The sequence below is a fragment of the Rothia sp. HMSC065C12 genome, from assembly GCF_001812085.1.
GTDB lineage: Bacteria > Actinomycetota > Actinomycetes > Actinomycetales > Micrococcaceae > Rothia > Rothia mucilaginosa.
Window position 1 is genome coordinate 17,224 of sequence record NZ_KV807679.1, and the last position, 24,493, is coordinate 41,716.

Annotated in this window: 17 protein-coding genes; 8 read left to right on the top strand and 9 right to left on the bottom strand. The window is 61.2% G+C overall.

Annotated features, from left to right (window positions below; translation table 11 throughout):
* Positions 1 to 40 precede the first annotated feature (40 nt).
* A complete protein-coding gene (locus HMPREF2836_RS06090; protein ID WP_070629869.1) occupies positions 41 to 3,877 on the bottom strand; it encodes a UrvD/REP family ATP-dependent DNA helicase in 3,837 nt (1,278 codons plus the stop codon).
* 218 nt (positions 3,878 to 4,095) lie between these two features.
* On the bottom strand, positions 4,096 to 5,790 hold the full coding sequence (locus HMPREF2836_RS06095) for an SIR2 family NAD-dependent protein deacylase (protein WP_070616108.1): 1,695 nt from the start codon (positions 5,788 to 5,790) through the stop codon (positions 4,096 to 4,098).
* Positions 5,791 to 6,171: 381 nt separating this feature from the next.
* On the opposite strand from HMPREF2836_RS06095, the gene HMPREF2836_RS06100 reads away from it, so the two are divergent.
* The 6 genes from HMPREF2836_RS06100 to HMPREF2836_RS06125 all read left to right on the top strand — a co-directional run bounded on the left by HMPREF2836_RS06100 (position 6,172) and on the right by HMPREF2836_RS06125 (position 13,752).
* Entirely contained in the window at positions 6,172 to 6,867 is a 696-nt protein-coding gene (locus HMPREF2836_RS06100; protein ID WP_012903182.1) for a 3'-5' exonuclease, read from the top strand.
* 166 nt (positions 6,868 to 7,033) lie between these two features.
* The gene (locus HMPREF2836_RS06105; RefSeq protein ID WP_070629871.1) at positions 7,034 to 8,401 is read left to right on the top strand and encodes a threonine/serine exporter family protein; all 1,368 of its coding nucleotides are present in this window, start codon (positions 7,034 to 7,036) and stop codon (positions 8,399 to 8,401) included.
* 209 nt (positions 8,402 to 8,610) lie between these two features.
* Positions 8,611 to 9,960: a glutamate-1-semialdehyde 2,1-aminomutase gene (hemL, locus tag HMPREF2836_RS06110; protein WP_070629872.1), complete on the top strand. Its 1,350-nt coding sequence runs from the start codon at positions 8,611 to 8,613 to the stop codon at positions 9,958 to 9,960.
* Between the two features lie 32 nt (positions 9,961 to 9,992).
* A complete protein-coding gene (locus HMPREF2836_RS06115) occupies positions 9,993 to 11,174 on the top strand; it encodes a sugar dehydrogenase (protein WP_070629873.1) in 1,182 nt (393 codons plus the stop codon).
* A gap of 154 nt (positions 11,175 to 11,328) precedes the next feature.
* Complete coding sequence (locus HMPREF2836_RS06120; RefSeq protein ID WP_070629874.1) at positions 11,329 to 12,522, top strand: carboxylate transporter; 1,194 nt, start codon at positions 11,329 to 11,331, stop codon at positions 12,520 to 12,522.
* A 54-nt stretch (positions 12,523 to 12,576) separates the two neighbouring features.
* Positions 12,577 to 13,752 (top strand): transcriptional regulator, encoded by a 1,176-nt coding sequence (locus tag HMPREF2836_RS06125; RefSeq protein WP_070629875.1) that lies wholly within the window; start codon positions 12,577 to 12,579, stop codon positions 13,750 to 13,752.
* Positions 13,753 to 13,820: 68 nt separating this feature from the next.
* On the opposite strand, the gene hemB is transcribed toward HMPREF2836_RS06125, so the two are convergent.
* The 7 genes from hemB to hemE all read right to left on the bottom strand — a co-directional run bounded on the left by hemB (position 13,821) and on the right by hemE (position 22,333).
* Positions 13,821 to 14,822: a porphobilinogen synthase gene (hemB, locus tag HMPREF2836_RS06130; protein ID WP_070629876.1), complete on the bottom strand. Its 1,002-nt coding sequence runs from the start codon at positions 14,820 to 14,822 to the stop codon at positions 13,821 to 13,823.
* A gap of 35 nt (positions 14,823 to 14,857) precedes the next feature.
* Positions 14,858 to 15,736 carry a uroporphyrinogen-III synthase gene (locus tag HMPREF2836_RS06135; protein ID WP_083309178.1) on the bottom strand — a complete coding sequence of 293 codons (879 nt, stop codon included), beginning with the start codon at positions 15,734 to 15,736 and terminating at the stop codon, positions 14,858 to 14,860.
* A gap of 5 nt (positions 15,737 to 15,741) precedes the next feature.
* A complete protein-coding gene (locus HMPREF2836_RS06140) occupies positions 15,742 to 16,875 on the bottom strand; it encodes a hydroxymethylbilane synthase (protein WP_070629877.1) in 1,134 nt (377 codons plus the stop codon).
* A 186-nt stretch (positions 16,876 to 17,061) separates the two neighbouring features.
* Positions 17,062 to 18,510, bottom strand: coding sequence for a ferrochelatase (locus HMPREF2836_RS06145; RefSeq protein WP_070629878.1), 1,449 nt, complete (start codon positions 18,508 to 18,510; stop codon positions 17,062 to 17,064).
* Positions 18,507 to 19,328: a hydrogen peroxide-dependent heme synthase gene (gene hemQ / locus HMPREF2836_RS06150; protein ID WP_070629879.1), complete on the bottom strand. Its 822-nt coding sequence runs from the start codon at positions 19,326 to 19,328 to the stop codon at positions 18,507 to 18,509. The genes HMPREF2836_RS06145 and hemQ overlap by 4 nt, the downstream gene beginning before the upstream one ends.
* A gap of 134 nt (positions 19,329 to 19,462) precedes the next feature.
* Positions 19,463 to 21,013: a protoporphyrinogen oxidase gene (gene hemG / locus HMPREF2836_RS06155; RefSeq protein WP_070629880.1), complete on the bottom strand. Its 1,551-nt coding sequence runs from the start codon at positions 21,011 to 21,013 to the stop codon at positions 19,463 to 19,465.
* Between the two features lie 138 nt (positions 21,014 to 21,151).
* Positions 21,152 to 22,333, bottom strand: a complete 1,182-nt coding sequence (hemE, locus tag HMPREF2836_RS06160; protein WP_070629881.1) for a uroporphyrinogen decarboxylase — start codon at positions 22,331 to 22,333, stop codon at positions 21,152 to 21,154.
* 222 nt (positions 22,334 to 22,555) lie between these two features.
* On the opposite strand from hemE, the gene HMPREF2836_RS06165 reads away from it, so the two are divergent.
* Together HMPREF2836_RS06165 and HMPREF2836_RS06170 are read left to right on the top strand one after the other, a co-directional pair.
* On the top strand, positions 22,556 to 23,818 hold the full coding sequence (locus tag HMPREF2836_RS06165) for a glutamyl-tRNA reductase (protein WP_070629882.1): 1,263 nt from the start codon (positions 22,556 to 22,558) through the stop codon (positions 23,816 to 23,818).
* Positions 23,819 to 24,016: 198 nt separating this feature from the next.
* On the top strand, positions 24,017 to 24,244 hold the full coding sequence (locus HMPREF2836_RS06170) for a DUF3107 domain-containing protein (protein ID WP_070507618.1): 228 nt from the start codon (positions 24,017 to 24,019) through the stop codon (positions 24,242 to 24,244).
* The last annotated feature ends 249 nt before the right edge of the window (positions 24,245 to 24,493 follow it).

Here is a 24,493-nt window from a genome sequence, read left to right on the forward strand (position 1 = left end):
GGGTGAGTGATATCAAAAGTAAACGTAGGGTACGCGGCTACTAGGGCTGCGTCACCTGACGGCCGCGCGTACAAATCGGGCAGATCTCCGGCAGACGGCACCCATAGCCGCCCTCACGGTGACGAGCCTGCACCTGCGAGCCAGCAATCAGCTCCGCGGCGTGCTGCACCAGCTCAGCCGCCCACGAATCGTGCTCCGTCAGAGCCGGCTGAACCTGCAGGCGAGTCTTGCTCTCATCGTTCACACCCGAGGCGCCCAACTGCACGAGCGCCGCGCCTGCGGAATGACCCGTGTAGCCGGTGTACTCCAGCTCCTGGGGGCGGGCATCCGGTAGCGGTTCGCCCATCTCCAGGGCGGCGGCTTCGGCGCGGTAACGCTCCTCCAGCTGCTCACCCGCGCCAGCCTCCACCGCAATCTGATAGGCGGCAAGCTGCGGATGCGTCTCCATCTCCGACCCGCTCGGCTTAGACTTGCCGGTTTTCAGGTCGACAATGGCGTAGCGGCGGGTGCCGTCCTCCGCCGGGGCGGTACCTTCGAGGCGGTCCACACGACCGGTGAGCAGCGCATCCAGCTCGCCGACTTCACCGGCGGGGTCGAAGGGCACGGGCACACGCACCGCGAAGGAGCCTTCAACGCCGAGGTTCTGCCAGCCGGTGTCGCCCATGTGCTGACGGTAGTAGTAGCTCAGGCGCAGAATCATGCGCTTGGCGCGCTCGTAGAGGGCGTAGGATTCCCAGGGCACGCGCTCGCGGTACTCTTCGTCGGTTTCGTCCTCCTTGCGGGCGGGCACGCCGAGGGAGCTAATGCGCTCGTCGAGGGCGGTTTGGAGCTCTTCGAGGGTGCCGGTCGGGTACTCTTCGGCGATGGCGTGAACGAGCGTTCCGAGCGAGCGGGACAGGTCGGTTTGGGCTTCCGCGCGGGCGGCGGAAACCAGCCAGTCCAGCGGGGAGCTGTGAATGGTTTCCAGGCGCGAGGGCGAAAGCGTAATCGTGCGGCGACCGGGGGTTTCAGTCTGCTCTTCGCCGTCTTCACCGTGGTTTTCGTCCAGCTCAGCGTGGTCTGTCAGGCGGTGCGCAAAGAGCAGCTCCGTGCTAGAAAGCGGCAGCAGGCCCCACCACTCGTCGGGTGCGGCACCGGGCGCCTGCGCATTCGCCAGGCGCGCCAGAGTGCGGGAGGCGGCATCGAGTCGGTACGCGGAAGCCTCCGGGGGGAGTGCTTCTTCCTCCGGTGCGTTGTGCATCTGCGCGCCGTCCTGAGCGTCTTCGGCACGCATCGCGTTCATCGATTCCTCAACGAGGGTGCGGCGAAGCTCCGCCACAAGGGAACGCAGAGTGGCGGGGCGGCGCACGCGGGTGATGGGCACGTCCGTGGAGTCGCCGACCGCGTCGGTGGGTAGCACGAAGTCGAAGAACTCACCGGGTGCCTGATCGTCGTTGCGCACGGCGGTGAGCACGAGGCGGGTGCTGGCTCGGGTGGCGGCGACTGCGAACATGCGCAGCTCGTCGTGGCGGGTGTCGCGCACGCGTTCGGGATAGCTACGGATGCGGGCGGGCGGCACCGGCTGCTCGCTCTCCCCCGCCTGTTGTTCTGCCTGCTGTGCGCGCTGGCGGAGGCGCGCATCGCACAGGTCCGTAAGGTCGCCGGTGCTCAGCAGGGAGCCGCGCACGGTGGTGTTGGGCCAGGTGCCTTCCTGCAGACCGCATACATATACGGTGCGCCAGGACTGGCCTGCGGCGAGTGCGGGGGTGAGAATCTCGACCGCGTCTTGGCGTACGCCGCGGGCGGCGAGGGTGTCCATGGGTAGGTCCTGCGCGTCGATGAAGTCGAGGAACTGCTCGGCACCGGCGCCGCGCATCTGCTCGTCAAATCGGTCGGCGGCTTCGAAGAGGCCGATCATGGCGTCGAGGTTTCGGTGGGCTGCGTCGGCGTCGGGGCCTGCGCCGCGCGACTGGGCGACCCAGGTTTTTTCGAGGCCGCTGGCTTCCCAGAGTGCCCAGAGCACTTCGGTGCTGGTGGATTCGGGCCGCGCGAGTGCTTTACGTCCGGCGGAGAGCACGGCTGCGATGCGGTGCACGGCGCGTCCTACGCCCTCTTCGGGGAGGGTTTCGGGGTGTAGCAGGGCGCCGAGGAGCAGGTCGTCGCTGGGGCGGTGGCCGCCGCTTTGCAGTTCGATGGATCGCAACTGCTGGCGGAGTCGTCGCACGTCCATGCTGGATGCGCCACCGAGCCGGGAGGTGAGCAGGGTGATGGCGCTCTGCGCGCCACCGAGGGGATTGGCGCGGCTTTCTTCGGCGATGACGTCGTCGAGGCTTCGGCGCATGAGCTCTTCAGCTTCGGTGGCGCTGAGGGTTTCGTAGCCGCCACGCTCCGCCGCCTCCGCACCTTCTGCACCTTCTGCGGCGGGCATGTGCACGGCGGGGTTGAGCGCCTTCTCGCCGCGCTTACGGGCGTAGACGAGCAGGCTGAGCGCGTCGAGGAAGGGGCGTACGGCGGGCTCGTCGCGCACCGGCACGAGCGCCGCGGAGGTACGCGAGGGAATACCGTTCGAGGAGAGCACGCGGCGGATGCGCGCCACGTCCGCGCCGTTACGCACGATGATGGCGGACTCGCGGTAGGGGTGGTTGCCGTAGATGCGTTCTTCGAGCAGCATTTGGGCGATGAGGTTCGCCTCGTCCTGAGAGCTGGAGAGCGCATACTTATACACGCCTGCGGGTGCGGTGCGGTAGTGCGCGGGGTCGAGGATTTTGCCGTCGGCGCCCAGGTGCAGCAGCGGTTCGTCGGCGGCGCCCCAGGTGAGGGCTTCGTCGGCGGGGGTGGTGTTGATGCGTCCAAAGGTTGCAGGCGCACTGTTCTTTGTGCTGTCCTTCGCCCCCTCCTGCTCAGCGGTGAGCGGCACGAATCGGGTGTAGCGCGGCAGGCGGCGGCGAATGTCCGCCACAAGCGGCATCATGAGTGCGGGCAGGCGGTACGAGGTGGTGAGCGTGCGGGTGCGCATGCTCGGGAAGCTTGCCTGCAGGGTGGTGACGAGGTCGGGGCGGGCGCCTCGGAAGCCCTGGACGACGGCTTCGTCGCTGTAGGTCATGACAACTTGGGGGCCTTCAGCGAAGAGGTCGGGGTGGGTTTCGGTCAGGTGCGCGGCGTCTGCGGGGGCAATTTCTGCGGCGATGAGGCGCAACAGCCGGTAGATGGAGGGGCTGAGTTCCTGCACGTCGTCGATGAGGATCAGGTCGTAGCGGCGGCGTTCTTCAGCGAGGAATTCGGGGGCGCGCAGCAGTAGCCGGCAGGCGTCGTTGATGAGTACTGCCGGGTCGTAGGCGTTTTTGGCGCGGAGGGCTCGCACGGCACGGTATTCGGTGTGCAGTTGGGCGAGGGCGTGCCAGGCGGGCTGGTTGTGTTCGGTGGCGAGGGCGTGTACGTCTTCGGCGGTGAGGTCGTATTCTGCCATGCGGTCGAAGAAGTCGCGGATTTCGTGGCGGAATCCGCGGGTGGGCAGGGCGTCGCGGAGTACGTCGGGCCAGGTGGGGCCGGGTGCGATGCCTTGGGCGTGGTTGGCGAGCAGTTCGCCGATGATGACGTCCTGCTCGGGGCCGGAGAGGAGTTTGAGGTTGCCTTCTACGCCGCTGAGCAGCCCGCGGGTTTGGGCTCGTTTGAGCAGGTCGAAGGCGTATGCTGCCCAGGCGCGGGTGGGTGCTACGGAGAGGCTTCGGTCGCTGGATGCGGCGATGGTGTCTCGCATGCGGGTTGCGGCGGTGCGGGTGGGTGCGAGGATGAGTAGTCGGGCGGGGTCGTTCCCGTCGGCGAGGTAGCGCAGGGCGCGTTGGGTGAGGTGGTGGGTTTTACCGGTTCCGGGGATGCCGGTGAGAAGTTGGGTTGTCATGGTTTCAGTCTATCGGGTGGGCGGCGGGTACGCCCCGCCGCCCGTCATAAAATATTTCAATAATATCTACAAATATCAAAGAATAAATGTATCTAATTTCAACACCCCCCCAAAAAGAACACCCATTTGAAATATAACAACTTTATCCACAATCATGCGCCGCATGATATAACTGTGAACAAAATTTAAGGGAGCGCAATAAAACCTAATTAAATACTTTACAGTTTCAATACATGTTGAGACACAGGATTGTCTGCATATTTAATATAATCATATAAGCAAATAATTTTCGAATAGACCGACCCATACTTCTCCAATTTATCCTTATTTTCTGATATAAATTTAAATAAATCAGCTTCGGAAATCTTTGATTCATCCATCTTGAGAATTATACTTCCCATATGCCCAACCGTCACGCTCTTCTCTTTGCCAGAATTATCTTTATATTTATGAGCGCCAAGATTTACAACTTGATTGATACTCTGATATTCTCCATTCAACAGAGCAGGAACGTGAATATGCGAAGATTTAATCTTCTCTACTGTTACCTTTTTAACTTCCACAGACAGCATGTTAGCCTCTTCGGTCGATATATTAGATTTAAAATCCTGCAACGAAATCTTTTTAAGATAACGATGTATCGGCAACCACTTACCACTGTTCGGTGTTAAAAAATGCCTTATATATCCATAGACATTCCAGCTAGAGTCCTGACCCAACATAAATTTATCTCGGACAACATCCGCACGCATTGTCTGGAAGCCAGGCCCCAAGCCTATATTCTGTGGATCACTAAAAGTCAACCCAGCAATAAGCTTTTCGCCGTTTCCTTTATTAACTTCCTCCACAATTTCATCTATAGGCCTCAAAAGAATACTACTTATTTTTTGAGGATCACTAAAAGTGTCGTACAGATGTTCCACAAAGAATTTCATAGTTTTAGCTGGAACCTGCAATTTCACATCATTTGCCAAAACATCAAATAGATCAAGATAATTATTTAGATAAACCTTCTGTGCTTTAAATATAATTCCATCAAGAGAGATTTCACACGGTTCAATCCTTGGATACGAGTCACCCCGAGGCCTATCAACAATATACATACGGCTAGAAAATGAATTATACTTTTCTTGATTTCCCCCAATGCAATCAACAATGCCTCGGATAATCTCTTGAATATTTTTATCACTAAGGCTGTACCCTAGGAATACAATCGGGTTTTCAGCAAAAATTGTAAGAATTTTTGCATGCAAGTATTTATCATGCGCTTTAAATCTATCGTAGTCACTTTTAGTCAAAACAATTGAATTCGGAACATTTATATCTCCATGAATTTTATAAATTTCACCGACACCCTGAGTGTGGGACAGAATAAGGTCATCCTGCCCCACAAAAACATCATATTCCAGAAGTTTTTCAATCAAAGAATCATAGTTAGTTGTAATTAGGCACGGAGAATTAATTTTCTGGAATAATTCAAGCTCATCAGACAAAACTTTTTGCGTCTCATACCCTAAGGCAGTTTCAGGAAAATCTCCATTCAAAATATCAGGAAAGGACAAATCCTGACTAAGGACATGACATGCAACTTGTTTTAATGGGCCATAGTCTCCAGCTGCAATTTTTCGGTTTTCATTATCCCCGTAGATATACGAATACCTATCAGAATTCCACCATAAATTTTTAATATCATCTGCCATTTTTTCAGCGTAACCCGGCAAATCTGGTGGAGTTACCTTGGGGTCAATATATTTCTCTTGCGGATATGAATCCCCTAAAGTTGCCCGAATCTTCTCTAACAGCTCACCCCAGGAAGGGGAAGCTAGATATCGTTTTGAAAAACCAGAACCCACGAAAAGGTACGGAGGGTTTTGCCCTTCAAAAGCATTTTTGAGATCTTCTTTAAAAGACATCTTAAATCCTATCCAATATCTTCAAAGTAACAACGCTGTTCACGAGAATATTTCAGGAATCCTCGTACATTTTGAACGACTTCCTCGTTGAGATGGTCATCCTTGATAATTATAAGCTCTTGGAGTGCTCTTCGATACTAGTCAGGCCGAATCTAGCGTCCCACGATGAATAAATAGCGGTGCCAGAGCCTAGACAGAGATTCCATAGCCCAGCTAGGGGTCACCTGAGCTAATTGATGGCCATCGTCCATGACTTACGTACGGATATTAGCGTTGCTTCCGAACAGGTTATATAGCAGGAGAAAGAACCGTTTCTCGCTTATCCACAGCCGCGTGACCACCGGGCGCGCGCCTCCTTCTCTGCTGGGTTAGTCTTATAGCATGACCTGGATGAACGGCCTGCGCGCCACTTTTGACCTTGAAACCACCGGTGTGGACGTCACCACCGCCCGCATCGTGACTGCTTCCCTGATCCTGCTGGACCCTCAGGGTAATGTGGTGCGCCGTGGCGAGTGGCTGGCCGACCCCGGCGTTGAGATCCCCGCCGGTGCCGCCGCCGTGCACGGCATCACCACCGAGTACGCGCGTGAGCACGGCCGTCCCGCCCGCGAGGTCGTGTGGGAGCTAGCCGGCGCGATTGGTGCGCTGAACCTTGACGGTGTGCCGATTATTGCGTTCAATGCCGCCTACGATTTCTCGGTGCTGCACCACGAGATGCTGCGCCACAATATTGCCAATGGTGAGCTGCCGCCGGGTGTGGTGCTCGACCCGTACGTTCTGCATAAGCACGTGATTCCGCGTAAGCGCGGCAAGCGCACCCTTGAGGTTCTTGCCGCCGAGTACGGTGTCTCCCTGGAGAACGCCCACACCTCCGCTGATGATGCCCTGGCGGCGGAGCGTCTGCTGGTGAAGCTGACCGAGCAGTTCCCCGAGGTTCTCAACGTGGATGCGCGCCAGCTGCACGAGCAGCAAATTCAGTGGGCGGCGGAGCAGGCGGCGAGCTTCCAGGCGTGGTTGCGTACGCAGCCGGGTAAAGAATCTGAAGTCATTGACGGCCGCTGGCCTGTGCGCCGATAAAACTGCACCGCTAAACCTGCGCCGCTAAAAACCTAGGCAGCATCCCCAAACACCTCTCTTTTACTGACGGGCTGACACTATCCCCGTTTGGGCTTCTCCCCTATGCTAGATATGGAACCATACCTACACGAATAGCACGTGAATAGCACGACCCGGAAGGCCTCTCATGGATGATCAGCCCCGCACTACCGAGCCGTACCCTGACACTAATACGCGCAGTATTTATCTGGGGTCTACCCGTCTGGCTCATGAGCACCTGGTGGCGCAGTCGCAGGTGGTGCTCCGCCTGGGCCGCATCCTGATGAAGTCGGGTGCGAGCGCATACCGTATTAAGGCGTCGATGGCGCGTTTGGCGAAGGCTGTGGGGTTGAAGGAGCATCACGCGCAGGTGACCTTCACCGAAATTTCGACTTCTTCGTACACTGACGGTAATTTCCGTACTGAGGTGGCTGAGCAGCGCACGATGGGCATTAACGCTCATAAGCTGGATCAGTTGGGTAAGTTCATTTCTGAGCTTCCTGAAAAGATTACTCCGGCGGAGGCGAACGCCGAGCTGGACCGTATCGATTCGGCGAAGCCTCTGTACACCCGCTGGATGTTGGCGCTGGCGTCGGCGGTGGCGTGTGCCGGGTTCGCGTTCTTGAACCGTGGCGGTCTGGTGGAGTGCACGGTGGTGTTCTTCGCGGCGGGTGCCGGCCAGTTTTTGCGTTCGACTCTGCTCAAGCGCGGGGTGAGCCATTTGGCAACGTGGATGGCGTGCGGCTTCCTGGCGGCGGGCCTGTACATTGCGCTTGTTAATGTGCTGGTCGCGGCGGGTTGGATTAGCCCGAACCATATGATTGGTTTTATTTCGTCGGTACTGTTCTTGGTGCCCGGTTTCCCCATGGTGACGGGCATGCTCGATATTTCCCGCATGGACTTTTTGGCGGGTATTTCGCGTCTAACCTATGTGGGTTTGTTGTTGCTGAGTGCGTCGTTTGCGGTGTGGGTTTTGGGTTCGCTGTTCCATTTGCCGCTGGCTGCCCCGGCGCCTCTTAACCTTGACCCGACCCTGTATTTGCTTCTGCAGGTGCTTTCTTCGGGTGTTGCGGCGGCCGGCTTCGCGATGCTCTTCGCCGCATCCCCGGTGGCGTGCGTGTGGGGTGGCGTGATTGCTGCGGTGGCGAACCCCATCCGTATTCACATGGTTGAGGCTGGTATGCCCGCGCATATGGCAGCGACGATTGCCGTGTTTGGTGTGGGTATTTTGGCTGAGATTGTGGCGCCGCTGCATCAGCGTAAGTACACCCGTATTTCCCTGTCGGTTCCGGCGGTGGTGACGATGGTTCCGGGTGTTCCGTTCTACCGTTCGATGTCGCATTTTGCTAGCGGTGACATGTACTCGGCGGCGAGCGGTTTCGTTCAGTCCCTGCTGATTTTCATGGCGTTGGGTATGGGCCTGGCGTTTGTGCGTCTGCTCTTTGATAAGAACTGGCTGTTCGATCAGGACACTCAGGTGCTCAACCGTCTGGACACTGACCGGCACCTGCGTTAGCGCGTTGCGCATCCCCTCTGTTCCCTAACTTGTTTGTTGTGTTTTATCGTCACCTTTCGGTACGTTCAGGTGCTTGTCACCTGCGGTTCATCTGTAGCGCCTATGATGGTTAGGTACGGGATGCTAATAGCGTGCGGGCTCCGTTGCCCGTTGCACGTCGTCCCTTGTAATTCTTTAGTTCGCCGTCTCGTTTGAAAGGCACCGATACGATGACTCCTTCCTCTACTCACCCGCTGCATCATGAAACCAGTGAGAAGCTTTTTGAGCGTTCTCGCGCGGTGATTCCCGGTGGTGTGAATTCCCCGGTGCGCGCCTTCAATTCTGTGGGCGGCACTCCCGCGTTTGCGGCGAAGGCTAAGGGCGCGTACCTGTACGATGCGGACGGCAACGAGTACGTTGACCTGGTCTGCTCGTGGGGCCCGTCGATTCTGGGTCATGCGCATCCTCAGGTTGTTGAGGCGGTTCAGCAGGCGGCTGAGCGCGGCCTGTCCTTTGGTGCGGCGAGCGCACCGGAGGCTGAGCTGGCTGAGCTGGTGGTCAACCGTATTAACGCGGTGATTCCTGGCGCTATTGATCAGGTGCGTATGGTGTCCACCGGTACTGAGGCGACCATGACTGCGATTCGTCTGGCGCGTGGTGTGACCGGTCGCGACAAGATTATTAAGTTTGCGGGCTGCTACCACGGTCACGTGGATGCGCTGCTTTCCGAGGCTGGTTCGGGTGTGGCGACCCTGGCGCTGCCGGGTTCTGCTGGCGTGACTGCCGCAACCGCCGCGGAGACCATCGTTCTGCCCTATAACGACCTGGACGCTGTACGTGAGGCGTTCGCGAACCACGAGGGTCAGATTGCCGCAATTATTACTGAGGCGGCGCCCTGCAACATGGGTGTGGTGACCCCCGAGCCCGGTTTCAACCGTGGCCTGCACGAGATTGCTCACGCGAACGGTGCGCTCGTCATTTTTGATGAGGTGCTGACCGGTTTCCGTGTGTCTTCGGCTGGTTACTGGGGTTACGCTGCTCCCGAGGATGGCGGTTGGGTTCCCGATATTTTCACGTTCGGCAAGGTCATTGGTGGCGGTATGCCCATCGCGGCGCTGGCCGGTAAGCGTGAGGTCATGGAGCACCTGGCGCCGGTCGGCCCGGTCTATCAGGCGGGTACCCTCTCCGGTAACCCGCTGTCGGTTGCGGCGGGCATTACGACCCTGACCCTGGCTGATGCCGCCGTCTACGCGCACCTGGATTCGCGTAGCGCCCAGCTGCAGCAGGCGCTGACCGAGGCGTTCAACGCCGCCGGTGTGGACCACTCCATCCAGAGCGCCGGCAACCTCTTCTCGGTCGCGTTCGGCACCTCCGAGGCGGGCGTGCACAACTACGCCGACATCAAGGCGTCGGCAACCAGCCGCTACAACGCGTTCTTCCACTCCATGCTCGAATCCGGCGTGTACCTGCCGCCGAGCGCGTTCGAGGCGTGGTTCGTTTCTGCCGCCCACGACGATGAGGTGATGGACCGTATCATCTCGGCTCTTCCGGCTGCCGCAGCTGCTGTTGCATCCGCTTAGGGGTTCGAGAGACGTAAGGAGGTGAGCCGCTCATGGATCTGAGCGCTCTGGGACTGCCTATGGAGCAGCTACGCGACGTGTGGCTGATCGCCTTCATGGTGTACCTGGGCTTGTGCCTGCTGGTGGATATCGCCTACCCGGTGCCGATCAAGAAGGAGAAGGCAGCCGAACTGTACCTTGAGGTATCCGGCTCGCCCGTTGATGAGGCGCGCCGCGCCACCGCGGAACGCACCGCGATGGGTGCACCGCTGAGCTCCTCCCGCAAGGGTAGCGCCACGAAGAAGGCGAAGAAGAAGCTGGATTCTATTGAGGGCGCCGGCGTGTTTAGCGGCTGGTTCCACACGGTCATGTACCTGTGGGGCTGGATTGTGGCGGTCTCAATTTTCACCCTGTACTGGGATATCGTGTACGACGGCGTTGTGCTGCCGGCGCTGCTTCTGCCGTTCCTCATGGTGTACCTGGGTGCGCGCTTTGGTCGCCGTCACTGGCGTACCGCGCGCGGCTACAGTGAAAACGACCGTGCGCTGGGCATGCCGCGCATCTACTCGGCGACGCTGGGTAAGCTGAGCGCCCCGTTCCGTGTGCGTAGCACCGTGCCGGGTGTGGAGCCGATTCGTGACGACCGCACCGTCTACTGGGTACTCAACGGCATTGCGTTCCTGCTCGCCGCGGTCTTCCTGACTTCGCTGGCGGGCTGGAGCATCGACGAGGATTGGGAAGCGATTTATATCGGTCATGCTTCTTGGTTCTTGGCGGCGGCGTACATTCCGCTGATGATTATGTTGCTGATGTATAACCGCGATTACGTGCTGTTCAACCCGGATTCGTTCCAGGCTGGGCGTCTGCTCCTTCCGGCGAAGTCCCGCCCCTACTCGGATGTTCGCGCGTTCCGCGTGTACCCGAAGAACCCGGACGCGATTAATCTGAACCCGAAGGATGCGAGCCAGTGGAGGCTGGAGATTCTGCTTCCGGGCGGCCGCAAGCACAACTATTCGCTGAATGATCACCAGATTGATTGTTTGGTGGCGCAGATTGCGTTCAACATTGAGCAGGGACGCTGGGCGCAGCTGGACTCGCCGGCGGACCGTGAAATGTTGGCGAAGTACTTCGTGGACGGCCGCGTCATCTGCACGACCATGGGGTACAAGCCTGCCGGTAAGCATGCGGAGGAGGCGGCACGCCGCGCGTCCTTCCAGAAGGCGCAGTACAAGTAGGCGGACTGCTCTTAACCGCTCTTATACCGCGAGAAGCCACATGTGTTTCGAGAAGCCACATACAACGTGGCTTTTCGAAACACATGTGGCTTCTGAGCATCACAGACACACCATCACCGATACCCCGTAGAGAGACACCGTAGAGAGGACAATCATGGACCTTGCCGCCCTCGGCCTGCCCCTAGAGCAGGTGCGCAACGTATGGCTGGTGGCGTTCTTCATCTACCTGGCGTGCTGCCTGCTGGTGGAAGTCGCCTACCCGACGCTCATTGGCGCCTCGCGAGCGCGCGAGGTCTACACCTCGGTGATGGGTTCCCCCGTCAAGGATGTGAAGGAGGCAATTACAGAGCTCGCGGATGCTGGCACTCACCTCACGCCCGAGCAGGAAGAATCGGCATTCCGCAGGGCTGAAGCCCAACTGGAAAGCATTAAGGGCTCGAATATCATTATGGATTTCGGGCATATCCTCGTGTACGGCTGGGCGTGTGTCATCGTCTATTCGACGTTCGTTCTGTACTGGGATATGGCGTACGACGGGATCCTGATTCCGGGACTGCTTCTGCCGTTCCTCATGGTGTATTGGGCGGTGCGCTGGGGTCGCCGCGGCTGGCGCGTCGCACGTGGTTTCAGCCCCAATGAACGTCATCTGGGCATGCCCACTATTTACACCAGGACGCTGGGTCGGCTCAGTGCCCCGTTCCGCGGCACGGTCGCCATGCCCAGTAGTGAACCCATTCAAGTTGATTGGAAGGGGCAGGGAATCTTCCTCTTTGTGGCTCTTCCTGTCGGTGGTTTCTTCCTGCTCTGCTACCTTCATTCGCTCGCGAACACCGAGCTGCTCGAGTATGTACCCACCTACATCGGTAAGACCTCAATAGCGTTTCTTGTTGTCTACGCGCTAGCCATTCCGTACCTGTGGTGTACGGTGCGTTCGTACTACCAGTTCACGCCGACCGTGGTGAAGCGTGGGCGGTTTTTCCGTTCGCCTAAGGTCTACCAGTACTCCGATATTGAGCGGTTCAAGGTTTACCCGTGGTACACAGGCGATCCCGAGGATATAGACCCTGATCAGCAGATGCCCAGTGATTGGCGTCTTGCCGTCACTTTCTCTAACGGTTCTCTAGAGACTTTTGGCTTCGGGGATTACCGTATCGATTGTTTGGTGGCGCATATTGCGTTCAAGCTGGAGCAGGAACGCTGGGCAGATGTGGATTCCCCGGCGGACCGCGAGAAGCTGCCCCTGTATTTTGTGGAGGGGCGCGCTATCTGCCTGACGCTGGGTTACAAGCCGGTGAATGAGCTGACGAAGAAGGCGGCGCGTATCGCGTCCTTCCGTGCAGTGAACTAGCGCCCGGTACGAAGCCACACATCATCACCGATACCCCCGTAGAGAGGACAACTCATGGAGCTGAGCGCTTTGGGGATACCCCTAGAGCCGTTGCGCTACATATGGCTCATCGCCTTTATCGTTTACATAGGGTTATGCATAGTACCCGCTATCACCCATCCGGCAACTATCAGCAGGGAAAAGGCGAAGGAGCTCTACATCGCCCGTTACGGCTCCCCCATCAACAATGCAATGAGGTATGCCGAACGTCGTTCCCTGGAGGGTAACCCGCTACCAAAACATAAACTGCGCTCTAACCTCACCCGTGCCCGCAAAGAAATCGATAGCGTATACGGTATCTCCTCGATTGAGGCTTGGTTCCACGTGCTCATGTATGTGTGGGCATGCCTTGTCGCACGGTCCATCTTTCGTCTGTACACAGATATTGCCCATAATGGCATTCTGCTACCGGCTCTGTTGTTGCCGTTCTACATGGTGTTCGTGGGTGCACGTTCAGGTCGCCGCACCTGGCGCAAAGCCCGAAGCATCGATACGGATGACATGACAGCCGGGTTGCCTCAAATCTATAGCGCAGCATTGATGCGTCTCAACCTTTTTGCGGCACCCAAGGAAGCTCATCCCCAAGCTAAACCGGTTCGGGCAAAGAATGATTTCTACATTGAAACCCACTTTGTGCTGGTTTTGGCTCTCATCGTCTTCTTCTATTCGCTTGTCGGTTGGACAGTTCTAGGTGTCCAGCCAATGCCCATTGGAGGAGCTTCCATAACGCTGGCAATTGTTACCACCGTAACTGCAGTAACTCGGTGGGTTCATATGAGGCGGTACTTGCTGTTCAACCCCGATTCGTTCTACGTCGGGCGGCTTTTCCTGCCCGCGAAGAAGTACAGTTACCCCGATATTGAGGAGTTCTGCGTCTTCCCGAAGAACCCCGAACAGATCAAGACGACCTTCTACGAACCGTCGCAATGGCAGATAGAAATCAAGGTGCCGTCCAGAATCCCGCCGAACCTTGCCAAGCGTATGCCGTGGCTGCGCAGGCACATTGTGGCGGTGCACGATGAGCGGGTCGTCTGCCTGACCTCCCAGGTTGCGTTCTACCTTGAGCAGGAACGCTGGGCGGACCTGCGCTCCCCCGCCGACCGGGAGAAGCTCGCGGAATACTTCACCAACGGCAACATTGTGTGTACCTCCCTCGGGTACAAGCCAGTCAACGAGGAACCTGAAAAATAGCAATACGGCAAGAAGCCACATGCTGTACGAACAGCATGTGGCTTCTCGGCATCCAAAGAGGGAAGGGGTTAGGCGTCCAGCTCGCGGAGCCAGCCTGCCGCCTCCGTACCGTAATAGGTCAGAATAACGTCCGCACCGGCACGGTGAATCGAACGCAGCGACTCCAACACCACAGCCTTACGGTCAATCCAGCCGTTCGCCGCAGCCGCCTCAATCATCGCGTACTCACCCGACACCTGATACGCCGCCACCGGCACCGGCGAGAACTCCGCCACCTCACGCACAATATCCAGGTAGCTGCCGGCAGGCTTCACCATCACCATATCCGCGCCCTCCTCCAGGTCAGCACGCACCTCCAGCAGCGACTCGCGGCGGTTCGCCGGATCCTGCTGGTAGGTCTTACGGTCGCCCTTGAAGGTCGACTCTACCGCGTCACGGAACGGGCCGAAGAACGCAGAAGCGTACTTCGCCGAATACGCCAGAATCGACACATCCTCAAAACCGGCCTCGTCCAGGGCAGCGCGCATCGCCGCGATCTGGCCGTCCATCATGCCCGACGGGGACACCGTGTGGGCACCCGCACGAGCCTGCGAAACCGCCATCTTGCAGTACAGCTCCACGGTCTCGTCATTATCCACCACGAGCGTGCCGTGGCCGTCATCGACCAGCACGCCGCAGTGGCCGTGGCTCGTGAACTCATCCAGGCAGGTATCAGCCATAACCACCAGGTCATCGCCGAACTCCTCACGGCACACCGCAATGGCACGGTTCAGGATGCCCTGCGGATCCCAGGCGGTCGAGCCGACCTCGTCCTTATCCTCATCGCGAGGAATGCCGAACAGGTCAATGCAACGGATGCCCGCCTCGTACGCCTCACGCACGGCGGGGATGATGCTCTCCAGGGTGTGCTGGTACTGACCGGGCATCGAACGAATCGGCTGCGGCTCGTCGATGCCGTCGCGAACGAAGAACACCTGAATCAGCTGCGCGGGGCGCAGGGTGGTCTCGGCGACGAGGGAGCGCATGGCTGCGGTGGTGCGCAGGCGGCGCGGGCGGCGGGTGAGGTTCATGATCTCTCCTGAAAACTCGATAAAAATATGTGGTCTTAGTAGATGAGGGATGCAGCGGCGCGCGCCAAATCCTGCGGTGACGGCGAATCAGCCTGCACGTAGCGCAGGTTCAGGGCACAGCATGCGGAGGCGGTACTCGCCCCAATTGCCACCACCGGCGGCACGGATTCGGGCGGTAGCGCGGGTGCGCCGTCGAGTAGGGCGTGCAGGCGGGAGGGGGCGGTCACCACCAGCACATCCGGCGAGGGGGTTTCCGGGGCGGCGGCATCTACGGCATTCCCCTGTACGAGCGCGCGGGCGGTGCTGAGGCTCAGCTCGCCGGGCGCCACCTGCTCGGCGGGCACCATGTCGTAGAGCACGCAGCGGCGGCTGTCCCAGCCCAGGTCCTTGAGGCCTTCCCGCAGGGTCGGGCGGGCGTTGGAGCCCTCCAAAACCAGCACAGCGGGGGCTTCAGCTACGGGCTGCTCGAACTCCGCGAGCATTCCCGCGGCGCTCTGCACCTGCGGCTGAAAATCTGCATCCAGCCCGAGCTGGGCGTGTACGGCACGGGCGGTTGCCGTACCCACGCAAGCGATACACACTCCACCGCTCGCGCAGGCGCGGGCGAACTTGTCACCCCACAGCTCGGCGCAGGCGCGAACCGTGTTGGCGCTCGTGAAGCTCACCCACGCATAGTGGCCGGAGGCGAGCGCCTCCAGCGCGGCGGCGTGGTCTTCGCCCGGCTCGACGGTGCGTGTCTGTTGCAGGGGTGCGAAGAGGACCCGGCACTCCCCCAATCCGTTCTGTGCGCTTTCTTCGGCGAGGGCTCGTGCAAAGGCGGCGCCCTGGGTGGCGGAGCGGGTCAGCAGAACCGTGCGCGGGACATCAGCCTGCGGGGCATCAGCCTGCCGGGATTCAGAACACGAGGCAGACATGACCCCTACTTCAGGTCCAAACCGGCAAGGGCGGCGGCACCCATCTGCAGCAGGTCTTCTGCCACGCGCACGCCCAGGCGTTCGGCGCCGGGCACATCCAGTTCGGCGGTTGCCGAGGTGTGGCGCAGCATGTCGGTGCCGTCCGGGGACGCCACCACAACGTTAAGCACCAGGTCGCCTTCAACCACGTGCGCGTACGCGCCGATGGGCGCGGCGCATCCGGCTTCGAGGCGGCGTAGCAGGGCACGTTCGGCGCTGACGGCGAGGCGGGTTTCGTGGTGGTTTGCGGCGAGCAGGGCACGGCCGAGGGCACGCACCGGGCGCGCCACCTCGGGGTCGGCGAGCACGGCGGGGTCCGGGTTCTCGAATTCGCTTTCGCGCACTTCCAGGGCGAGCGCGCCCTGACCGGGGGCGGGCAGCATGCGGGTGGGGTCAAGGTACTCGGTGATGAGTTCTTCCTTGCCCAAGCGCTTGAGGCCGGAGACGGCGAGCACCACGGCGTCGCAGTCGCCGCTGCGTTCGGTGCCTACACCGTGGTCGGCGCGTTCGGAAGTTTCGGTGTTCTGGCGGAGTACGACCTGCTTACCGGCGTGCTCTTCAAGGCCCTTCACGCGGCCGATGCGGGTGCCCACGTTACCGCGAATGTCCACGATTTCAAGGTCGGGGCGCAGTGCACGCAGCTGGGCGGCGCGGCGGGGTGAGCCGGTGCCCACGCGGGAGCCTTCGGGCAGGGTGTCCACGGTCAAGCCGTCGCGTGCCACAAGGGCGTCGCGGGGGTCTCCACGCTTGAGGGTTGCGGCGACCACCAGGCCGGGGCAGGGCGCGGAGGGCAGGTCCTTGAGGGAGTGTACTGCCATGTCCACGCGGTTTTCTTCGGAGGCGTTCTCGCCGTCGAGCAGGCGCTGGCGCAGTGCCGCGGCGAATACGCCGGTACCGCCGAGGGTTGCCAGGGGTCCGGTGAGCACGTCACCTTCAGTTTTGACGGTGCGCAGGGTGAAGTCCACGACCTCGGCATCTGCGGCGCCGTGGTGTGCCTGGTGTTCGGTGTAGAGGGAGGTGACGGTTTCAGCGGCAATACGGCTTTGGGTCAGGGCGAGAGCAGATCCGCGGGTGCCCAAGATGTACTCGTGATGGCTCATATCTCTCCTTTTCGGTGATGTGTGTGATAGCCCGTAGGCGTGTGTGTTTTCCCCAGAGGCTGTGTGTTTGCGACGCTGTGTGTGTCTAACTTCTGGGGGGGGATAGCCCGTAGGCACGTGCGCTCCGACCCGCCCGCACACCCCGGTCAGGGGGTGCTGGGGCGAGCCGGAGCTACAGGGGTGGTGTTAGTGGGAGCAGCATCCGCCGGAGCCGCACCCGCCGGAGCGGCTAGCGGGTGCGTTCTCAGAAGTGCTGTCCTCAGCGCCGTCAGCAGCGGCTGCGTACTCTGCGATGACCGGCTTCGGCGCGCCACGACCGGGCTTGCAACAGCCCGGTTCGCACTCGTCGAACCAGCCGTACTGACCGCTCGCGCTCGGGGCGAGGACGCTCTCACGTTCGGGGCGCAGGTCGGCTGAAACACCGTTCTCCACGCGCTCCTCGATGAGGCGGCGCAGGGACTCCACGTACGCCGGATGCGTGCCGGGGGTGGGGGTGCGCACGGCGACCACACCCAGGCGTTCGCAGGTGTCCAGCGCCTCGGTATCCAGGTCCCACTTCACCTCCATGTGGTCGGAGACGAAGCCGAGGGGCACCAGCACGACGCCTTCCACGGGGGCTTCGCCGTCCTCCGCCGGGTTGGCGGGGGTGGGTAGCGCCTCCAGGGCGTCGTTGACGTCCGGTTCCAGCCACGGCATGGACGGCGGGCCGGAACGGGACTGGTACACCAGCTCCCATTCGACGTTCTGCAGAAGCTGCGGGGCCTCATCACGCACCAGCGAAAGCACGGCGCGAGCGACCTGCAGGTGCTTCTCCACGTAGGCGGAGCCGCCCTCGTAGTTCACACCGCGCGGGCCTGCCTCGTTCGCCGCGGAGGTCGGCACCGAGTGGGTGCAGAACATGATGCGCAGGCGCGGGTTCAGCGAACCGTTATCGCGTGCGGCAAGCTGCTCACGCACCGTGGCGAGGCCGTCCTTCAGCCCGTCAGCGAAAGCGCGGGAGAAGCCGGGCACGTCAAAGAACTGACGAATCTTACCCACGTGCACGCGACCTTCCAGGCCGAGCTGCTCGATCGCCATGCCGTAGTCTTCACGGTACTGGCGGCAGCTCGAGTAGCCGGGGTAGGCGCTGGTCGCCAGCACGAGCACGTTGCGGTGGCCGTTCTCGTAGGCTTCGGCGAGCACGTCCTTCACGTAGGGCTTCCAGTTGCGGTTCGCCCAGGTGATCGGGATGTGCGGGCCGCGTTCGGCGAGCGCCTGCTGCAGTGCGGCGAGCAGGGCACGGTTCTGCTCGTTAATGGGCGAGACGCCGCCGTTGGCGCGGTAGTGGGTGGCGACCTCTTCGAGGCGCTCATCCGGGATGCCGCGGCCAGCGGTCACGTTGCGCAAGAACGGGATGACGTCCTCCTGCCCCTCGGGGCCACCGAAGGAGGAGAGGATCACCAGATCGTAGGGGCGCGCCTCTTCGGCACGTTCACGGGTGATGCTGCGTTCGCTTCGGTAGTCGCCGAGGGTCTGCTCGTTGAGCGCGGCGGGGCCGTTGGAGGCGGTGTTCGCCGGGTCGGTGCGGTTGGGTACCACGTCGTCCGGCAGGAGCGTGCCGTTGAGGGTTACGCCGTTGTTCGGCTGATGGCTCACGCCAGAACCTCTGCTACTTCGTCTGCGCCGATGCGGCGGCCGGTGTAGAAGGGGGTGTCTTCGCGAACGTGCAGGCGTGCTTCAGTGTTGCGGAAGTGACGCATCAGGTCGACGAGGTCCACGAGTTCGGGTGCTTCGAGGGCGAGGACCCATTCGTAGTCGTTCAGGCCGAACGATGCGACGGTGTTTGCCAGAACCTGCGGGAAGTCGATGGCCTTCATACCGTGGTTCTTGAGCATTTCTGCACGTCGTTCGGGGTTCATGTAGTACCAGTCGTAGGAGCGTACGAAGGGGTAGACGCAGACCCAGGTTTCAGGTGCCTTGCCGCGTGCGTAGGCGGGGGCGTGGTTGCGGGTGAACTCTGCTTCGCGGTGTACGCCCATGGTGGACCAGACGATGGTGGTGCCTGCGAACAGTGCGGTGCGGCGAATCTTGCGGACTGCTGCCTGCAGCTTTTCGGGGTTCTGGCCGTGGGTCCAAATCATGACGTCTGCGTTGTCGCGCATTGCGGAGACGTCGTAGATGCCGCGCAGGGTCACACCCTCGGCGGCCAGCTGCTCAACAACCTTCTCGAATTCGGCACGAGCCTCGTCGGTGTTAGCCTCTGCCGGGCGTGCGCCGGAGCGTGCGAACACGGTGTAGAGGGCGTAGTGCAGGGTTTCGCCTTCTTCGCGGCCGCGGCGGTTCTCGTCAGCTGCGGAGTGCTGGACTGCGTAGCCCTTGGGTGCGCCGCCGTAGCCGTGGCCTGCGTGGGTGTAGCCGCCCTGACCTGCGCCGTGTGCGCCGCCGTGGCCGTGTGCTGCGTGATCGTGAGACATTGTGTGTTCCTTTCTTCAGCGAGGGTTCGCTGTGCTGGAGGCGCGGCTTCCGTAGCTGCGCGTTTTCTCAATTTTTTGGTCTAGTTACTGGCTGAGCTGAGTTATTGGCTGAGCTTCTGCCGCCGCTGCGCCGTCTACTTGGCGGTTGCGGCCTTGGATGCGGTGACGCCCTCCCAGTCCTGTGCCGCGTGGTAGATGAGGCGGTCCATCTGCTCGTAGGTGTCTTTGACGGTTAAGACCAGGCCGGAGCCTGCCGCCCAGGAGCCAACGGTGCTGAGGGTTCCGAGTTCGCTGGCGCGTTCACGGAATTCCTTGACTCGGTCGCGGTGGCCGGGGGTGGAGGCGGGTAGTACACCGCGCCAGCGTACGACGTCCGCGTCGACGAGGTTGTTGTGGGTGAGGGCTACGTCCATCATGCGGCTTGCGTCGCGCAGGGCGAGGGTGATGAGCTGCTCGTCTGCGAGGGCGACTTCGGAGAAGCGGGAGTCTTCGCCGCCTCGGCCGTAGGACAGGCGTACCACGTGGCGTCCGGGGCCTGCGGCCTCGGCGACCCACTGCCATTTGGCGGTGGCGTGGGTGAGTGCCTTGGCGCGTACGGCGGTGGCTTCTTCGGAGACAAGCAGGCCGGTGCCGCGGGGGTGCTTGTCCAGGGCAGGGGCGTCGACGACGAGCGTGACGAGGGCGACTTCGGGGCCGGGTTCCAGGGCGGGTAGTGCGGTGGAGACGTGCGGGCCGATGAGTCGTGCCACGGTCGGGCCGTCGGTGGCGAGCACCAGGTAGTCGGCGTAGAGGGGGGTGTTTTCGCCGTCGGTGGTGTGGCGCTGGATGATGAACCACTGGCCGGTGGATTCGTCGCGGTCAACGGCGATGACGTCGAATCCGGTGACGATGCGAACACCGGAGGCGTACAGGTCTTCGACGAGACGTTCGGACAGCTGGTTCATGCCGCCCACGATGCCGGCGACCTGTGAGCCTGCGGGGGCTGCCGAGCGGAAAGCGTGCGCTGCGGCGGCGAGGGAGCGGTGCTTGCGGAAGGCTTCGCGCAGACCGGGGATGGTCGCATCGACGTCGAGCTTGTCGGGGTGGGTGGAGTACACGCCGGAGACTACGGGTGCGACGAGGTTGTCGAGCACTTTCTGGCCCATGCGGATGCGCACGAGCTCACCGAGGGTCTTCGCGTTCTCGCCTGCGGAGACGGGGAGGAACTTGTCCACCTGGGCGCGGCGCAGACCGTTCTTACCGATGACGGGGATCAGCGACTTATCGTTCACATTGCCGGGGATGCCCATGATGCCGGTGCTGGGGGTGCGACGGGCGCCCTGCGGCAGGTACAGCCAGGAGCCGTAGGAGTTGGGGGTGACGATCTGGTCGCCCAGGCCGAGTTCCTTGACGAGGTCGCTGACAATGGGGCTGCGGGTTGCGAAGGATTCTGCGCCGGAGTCCAGCAGAAGGCCGCCAACTTCGTGGGCACCAACGGCACCGCCAAGGTGGTGGCGCTGTTCGAGCAGGGTGACGCGCATACCGGCTGCGGCGAGGCGGCGTGCGGAGATCAGGCCGGAGGGGCCGCCGCCGATGACGATGGCGGTGGGTGCCTTCTCGTTGCGGGTGAAAGCTCGTGCGTTCTGGGGCGCGGCGGAGGAACTGACCTGTGCGGTGCGGTGCGGTGCCTGGTTGGTGTGGCCCATGGTGGTTCTCCTTTGGTCTGCGTGCAGTGGAGTTGCCCATTGCGGTAACGGGTGTGGTGGTTGGTTCGGGGTGCAGATGTTCGGTGCAGATGCCGGAGGGTGTCCAGCATCTGCGCTGTCTATTTATCGTTATTTATCCTATGCCTGCGCGGTGCGTTCGTGGATATATGCCACGAGGTCGGTGAGCACCTGCGGGTCGGTGGTCGGGGGTACGCCGTGGCCGAGGTTGACCACGTGCGAGGGGGCGGCGTTGCCTTCTGCGAGGACCTCGTCTACGTGTGCGTAGAGGTTTTCGGTGCCTGCGGCGAGCAGTGCCGGGTCGATGTTGCCCTGCAGGGGTACGGCGCCGTTGAGCAGGGTGTTCGCTGCCGAGAGCGGCAGGCGGTAGTCCACGCCGATGACGTCTGCGCCGGCTTCGTGCATGGCGGGCAGCAGGGCGGTGGTGCCGGTGCCGAAGTGGATGCGCGGCACACCGTATTCGCGCACCATATCGAGAGCGGTTGCGGAGTGTGCCTGCACGTAGCGGCGGTAGTCGCTTTCGCCGAGGGATCCTGCCCAGGAGTCAAAGAGCTGCACGGCGGATGCGCCCGCCTCGATCTGTGCGCGCAGGAACTGGCCTGCGGTGCGGGCTGCCCATTCGGCGAGTTCGTGCCAGGCGTCGGGGTCGGCGTGCATCATGGTGCGCGGGCGCAGGTGGTCGCGGGAGGGGCCGCCTTCGACCATGTAGGCGGCAACGGTGAAGGGGGCACCGGCGAAGCCGATGAGCGGGGTGTCGCCGAGCATTTCTACGGTGGCGGCGACGGCTTCGCGGATGGGGTCGAGGTCGCTGTCTTTGAGTTCGGGCAGGGCGCGCACCTCGTCGAGGGTGCGTACGGGCTGGTCGAGTACGGGGCCCTTACCGGGCACGATGTCGACGTTGACGCCCGCGAGCTTCATGGGGATGACGATGTCGGAGAAGAAGATGCCGGCGTCGACCTTGTGGCGACGGACGGGCTGCACGGTGATTTCTGCGGCGAGGTCGGGGGTGAGGCATGCGTCCAGCATGGGGATGCCTTCGCGTACCTGGCGGTATTCGGGCAGGGAGCGGCCTGCCTGGCGCATGAACCAGACGGGTCGGTGGCTGGAGGGGCGGCCGGTGAGGGCGCGGAGCATGGGCGAGTCGGCGGCGGCGCCTGCGCGCAGGGGGTGGTTGGCGGGTAGGTGTGCGAGCTGTTCGTCGGTGAGCAGGGGTCGCTGGGCGTCGGTGGGGTGTGCGGGCAGGGCGGGTGCCTGTGCGGTGCCCTGTGCCGACGCGGGGGTGGTGTGCTGGTTTTCGCTCATAGTCTCTAGTGTGACAGGTTTATGTGGGCGTTTTTGCGACACTATGTCATGGTGACTCTTACCTAATGATGGCTTTCTTAGCAGTGAGGGACGCCTTAGTTCGTGCCTACTCTTCGTGCCCGCATCCCCCACCGCGCAGATTTTCTTGCCCCCTACGATGATGGAACTTAGGTTCTATGAGCTTTACAGGGGCTTAGTCGGCGTGGTTATGATTAGTCTCTAGTGAGTACTTATGCATTTGTGGCATCGCACCACACCGTTGATTTGACCACCGTCGCTGCGTTGAGCGCCGGTGCCTCTGGCGTACCCGATGTTCTGGCGGCGGATATCGCACGTCAACTCGGTGTTAAGGGTGCAGTAGTTCTTGCCACCTGTAACCGTCTTGAAATGTATGTTCAGCTGCACGTCTCTGCGCATGTGCACATGGTTCGTGAGCTGATTGTTAATTCGATTGCGCAAACCTCCGGCCTGGACAAGGAACTGGTCAATTCCAGCTTCGATGTGTACGCAGACGAGGAGGCGGCGCGCCACCTGCTGACGGTCGCCTCCGGCCTGGAGTCTGCCGTGGTTGGCGAGCGTGAAATCGCCGGTCAGGTACGCCGCGCCCTGGCTGCCGCGCAGGCGAAGGCTCAGGAGGAGGGCGTGGCTCTTCCCGGTGAGCTGGTGCAGCTGTTTGAGCATGCGGCGCATACGGCTCGTCAGGTAGGTCAGCACACGGCGCTTGGCGCCCAGGGCCGCTCGATTGTGTCTGTTGCCCTGGATCTTGCGGATGAGGTTGCCGAGAAGGACTGGTCGACCCGACGCGCCCTGATTTTTGGTACGGGCGCTTACGCGGGTGCAACCATTGCGGCGCTGCGCGAGCGCGGTTGCACCGATATTTGGGTCAATTCCCGTTCGGGTCGTGCCGCCGAGTTCGCGGCAAAGCGCGAGGTTTCTGCGGTGCCGGTGGACGGCATGGAGCAGGCCATGGCTTCTGCCGATGTCATTATTGGCTGCTCCGGCGGATCCGACCCGCTGCTTCCCGAGCAGATTCCGGGCGGCCACCACACGATCCTCGACCTGGCGCTTTCGCGTGACTTTGACCCCTCGGTCGCTGACCTGCCGAATGTTGAGCTGATTACCCTCGAGTCGGTGCGCCTTGCCGCCCCCGAGGAGACCGAGGAATCCGTGGCGACGGCTACGCGCATTGTGGAGTCTGAGCTGGCGGCGTTTGTGTCTCGTCAGCGTTCCCGCACGATTGACTCCGCGATTGTTGCGCTGCGTTCGCACACTATGGATGTGCTGGATTCTGAGCTGGAGAAGGTACGTAACCAGTTTGGTTGCGGTGCGGCGACGGAGCAGTTCGAGCTGGCGATGCGCCGCATGGTGAAGTCCCTGCTGCACACCCCGACGGTGCGCGCCAAGAAGCTGGCGTCGGAGGGCCGCGCAGAGGATTACGTGCAGGCGCTGGAGACCCTCTACGGCATTCAGGTGGAGGAGTCTTAGGAGTCTCCCCTCCCCTCTTCCCGGCATTTTTCACGCGCATTTTCACGCATCCGGCGGCGAGTATTTTATTAGCCCCCGGCGAAGTACCGCCTGTTCACGGTGCCGATGGGCGTATTCACGCTAGAGTAGATGCTAGATAAGATAGTTCCCATACCCGGCGCACGTTTGGCTGCGCCGGACTATTCTGCGAGGAGACTCATGGAAATCAAGATTGGCATTCGCCACATTGCTCGTGAAATTATTGTTGAGACCAGTGAGGCTAAGGAAATCCTCATGGAGAAGGTCTCGAAGGCTATTGAGGATGGCTCGCTGCTGCAGATTATGGATGATAAGGGCAACACCACCCTGATTTCTGGCGCTCAGATTGGCTACGTCGAGCTGGGTTCCGACGCTAAGCGTCACGTTGGTTTCGGTATCGGCGCCTAAATAGTTCGGTAGCTGTTTACCCTTTAGCTTGAGCTTTCCCCGCATCCGTCACGATGCGTAACCGCGCTTTATGCGCTGTGTGCGTGCGCTTTATGTGCCACGTGGTTACGCCGTGCCGAATGCGGGGTTTTGCGTTTTAAACCGCCCGCACAAAAACCTCGCAGTACCCGGTTTTGAGGCGGTATATCGCCCATCAGGGCGCACACCACAACCGGTCGGGGGTGCGCCGAAAGCAAATCCAGGTTAATA

Excerpts from the sequence above, each read along its gene's own strand:
- HMPREF2836_RS06090 (WP_070629869.1), bottom strand. The coding sequence starts at position 3,877 with ATGACAACCCAACTTCTCACCGGCATCCCCGGAACCGGTAAAACCCAC.
- HMPREF2836_RS06095 (WP_070616108.1), bottom strand. The coding sequence starts at position 5,790 with ATGTCTTTTAAAGAAGATCTCAAAAATGCTTTTGAAGGGCAAAACCCT.
- HMPREF2836_RS06100 (WP_012903182.1), top strand. The coding sequence starts at position 6,172 with ATGACCTGGATGAACGGCCTGCGCGCCACTTTTGACCTTGAAACCACC.
- HMPREF2836_RS06105 (WP_070629871.1), top strand. The coding sequence starts at position 7,034 with ATGGATGATCAGCCCCGCACTACCGAGCCGTACCCTGACACTAATACG.
- hemL (WP_070629872.1), top strand. The coding sequence starts at position 8,611 with ATGACTCCTTCCTCTACTCACCCGCTGCATCATGAAACCAGTGAGAAG.
- HMPREF2836_RS06115 (WP_070629873.1), top strand. The coding sequence starts at position 9,993 with ATGGATCTGAGCGCTCTGGGACTGCCTATGGAGCAGCTACGCGACGTG.
- HMPREF2836_RS06120 (WP_070629874.1), top strand. The coding sequence starts at position 11,329 with ATGGACCTTGCCGCCCTCGGCCTGCCCCTAGAGCAGGTGCGCAACGTA.
- HMPREF2836_RS06125 (WP_070629875.1), top strand. The coding sequence starts at position 12,577 with ATGGAGCTGAGCGCTTTGGGGATACCCCTAGAGCCGTTGCGCTACATA.
- hemB (WP_070629876.1), bottom strand. The coding sequence starts at position 14,822 with ATGAACCTCACCCGCCGCCCGCGCCGCCTGCGCACCACCGCAGCCATG.
- HMPREF2836_RS06135 (WP_083309178.1), bottom strand. The coding sequence starts at position 15,736 with ATGTCTGCCTCGTGTTCTGAATCCCGGCAGGCTGATGCCCCGCAGGCT.
- HMPREF2836_RS06140 (WP_070629877.1), bottom strand. The coding sequence starts at position 16,875 with ATGAGCCATCACGAGTACATCTTGGGCACCCGCGGATCTGCTCTCGCC.
- hemQ (WP_070629879.1), bottom strand. The coding sequence starts at position 19,328 with ATGTCTCACGATCACGCAGCACACGGCCACGGCGGCGCACACGGCGCA.
- hemG (WP_070629880.1), bottom strand. The coding sequence starts at position 21,013 with ATGGGCCACACCAACCAGGCACCGCACCGCACCGCACAGGTCAGTTCC.
- hemE (WP_070629881.1), bottom strand. The coding sequence starts at position 22,333 with ATGAGCGAAAACCAGCACACCACCCCCGCGTCGGCACAGGGCACCGCA.
- HMPREF2836_RS06170 (WP_070507618.1), top strand. The coding sequence starts at position 24,017 with ATGGAAATCAAGATTGGCATTCGCCACATTGCTCGTGAAATTATTGTT.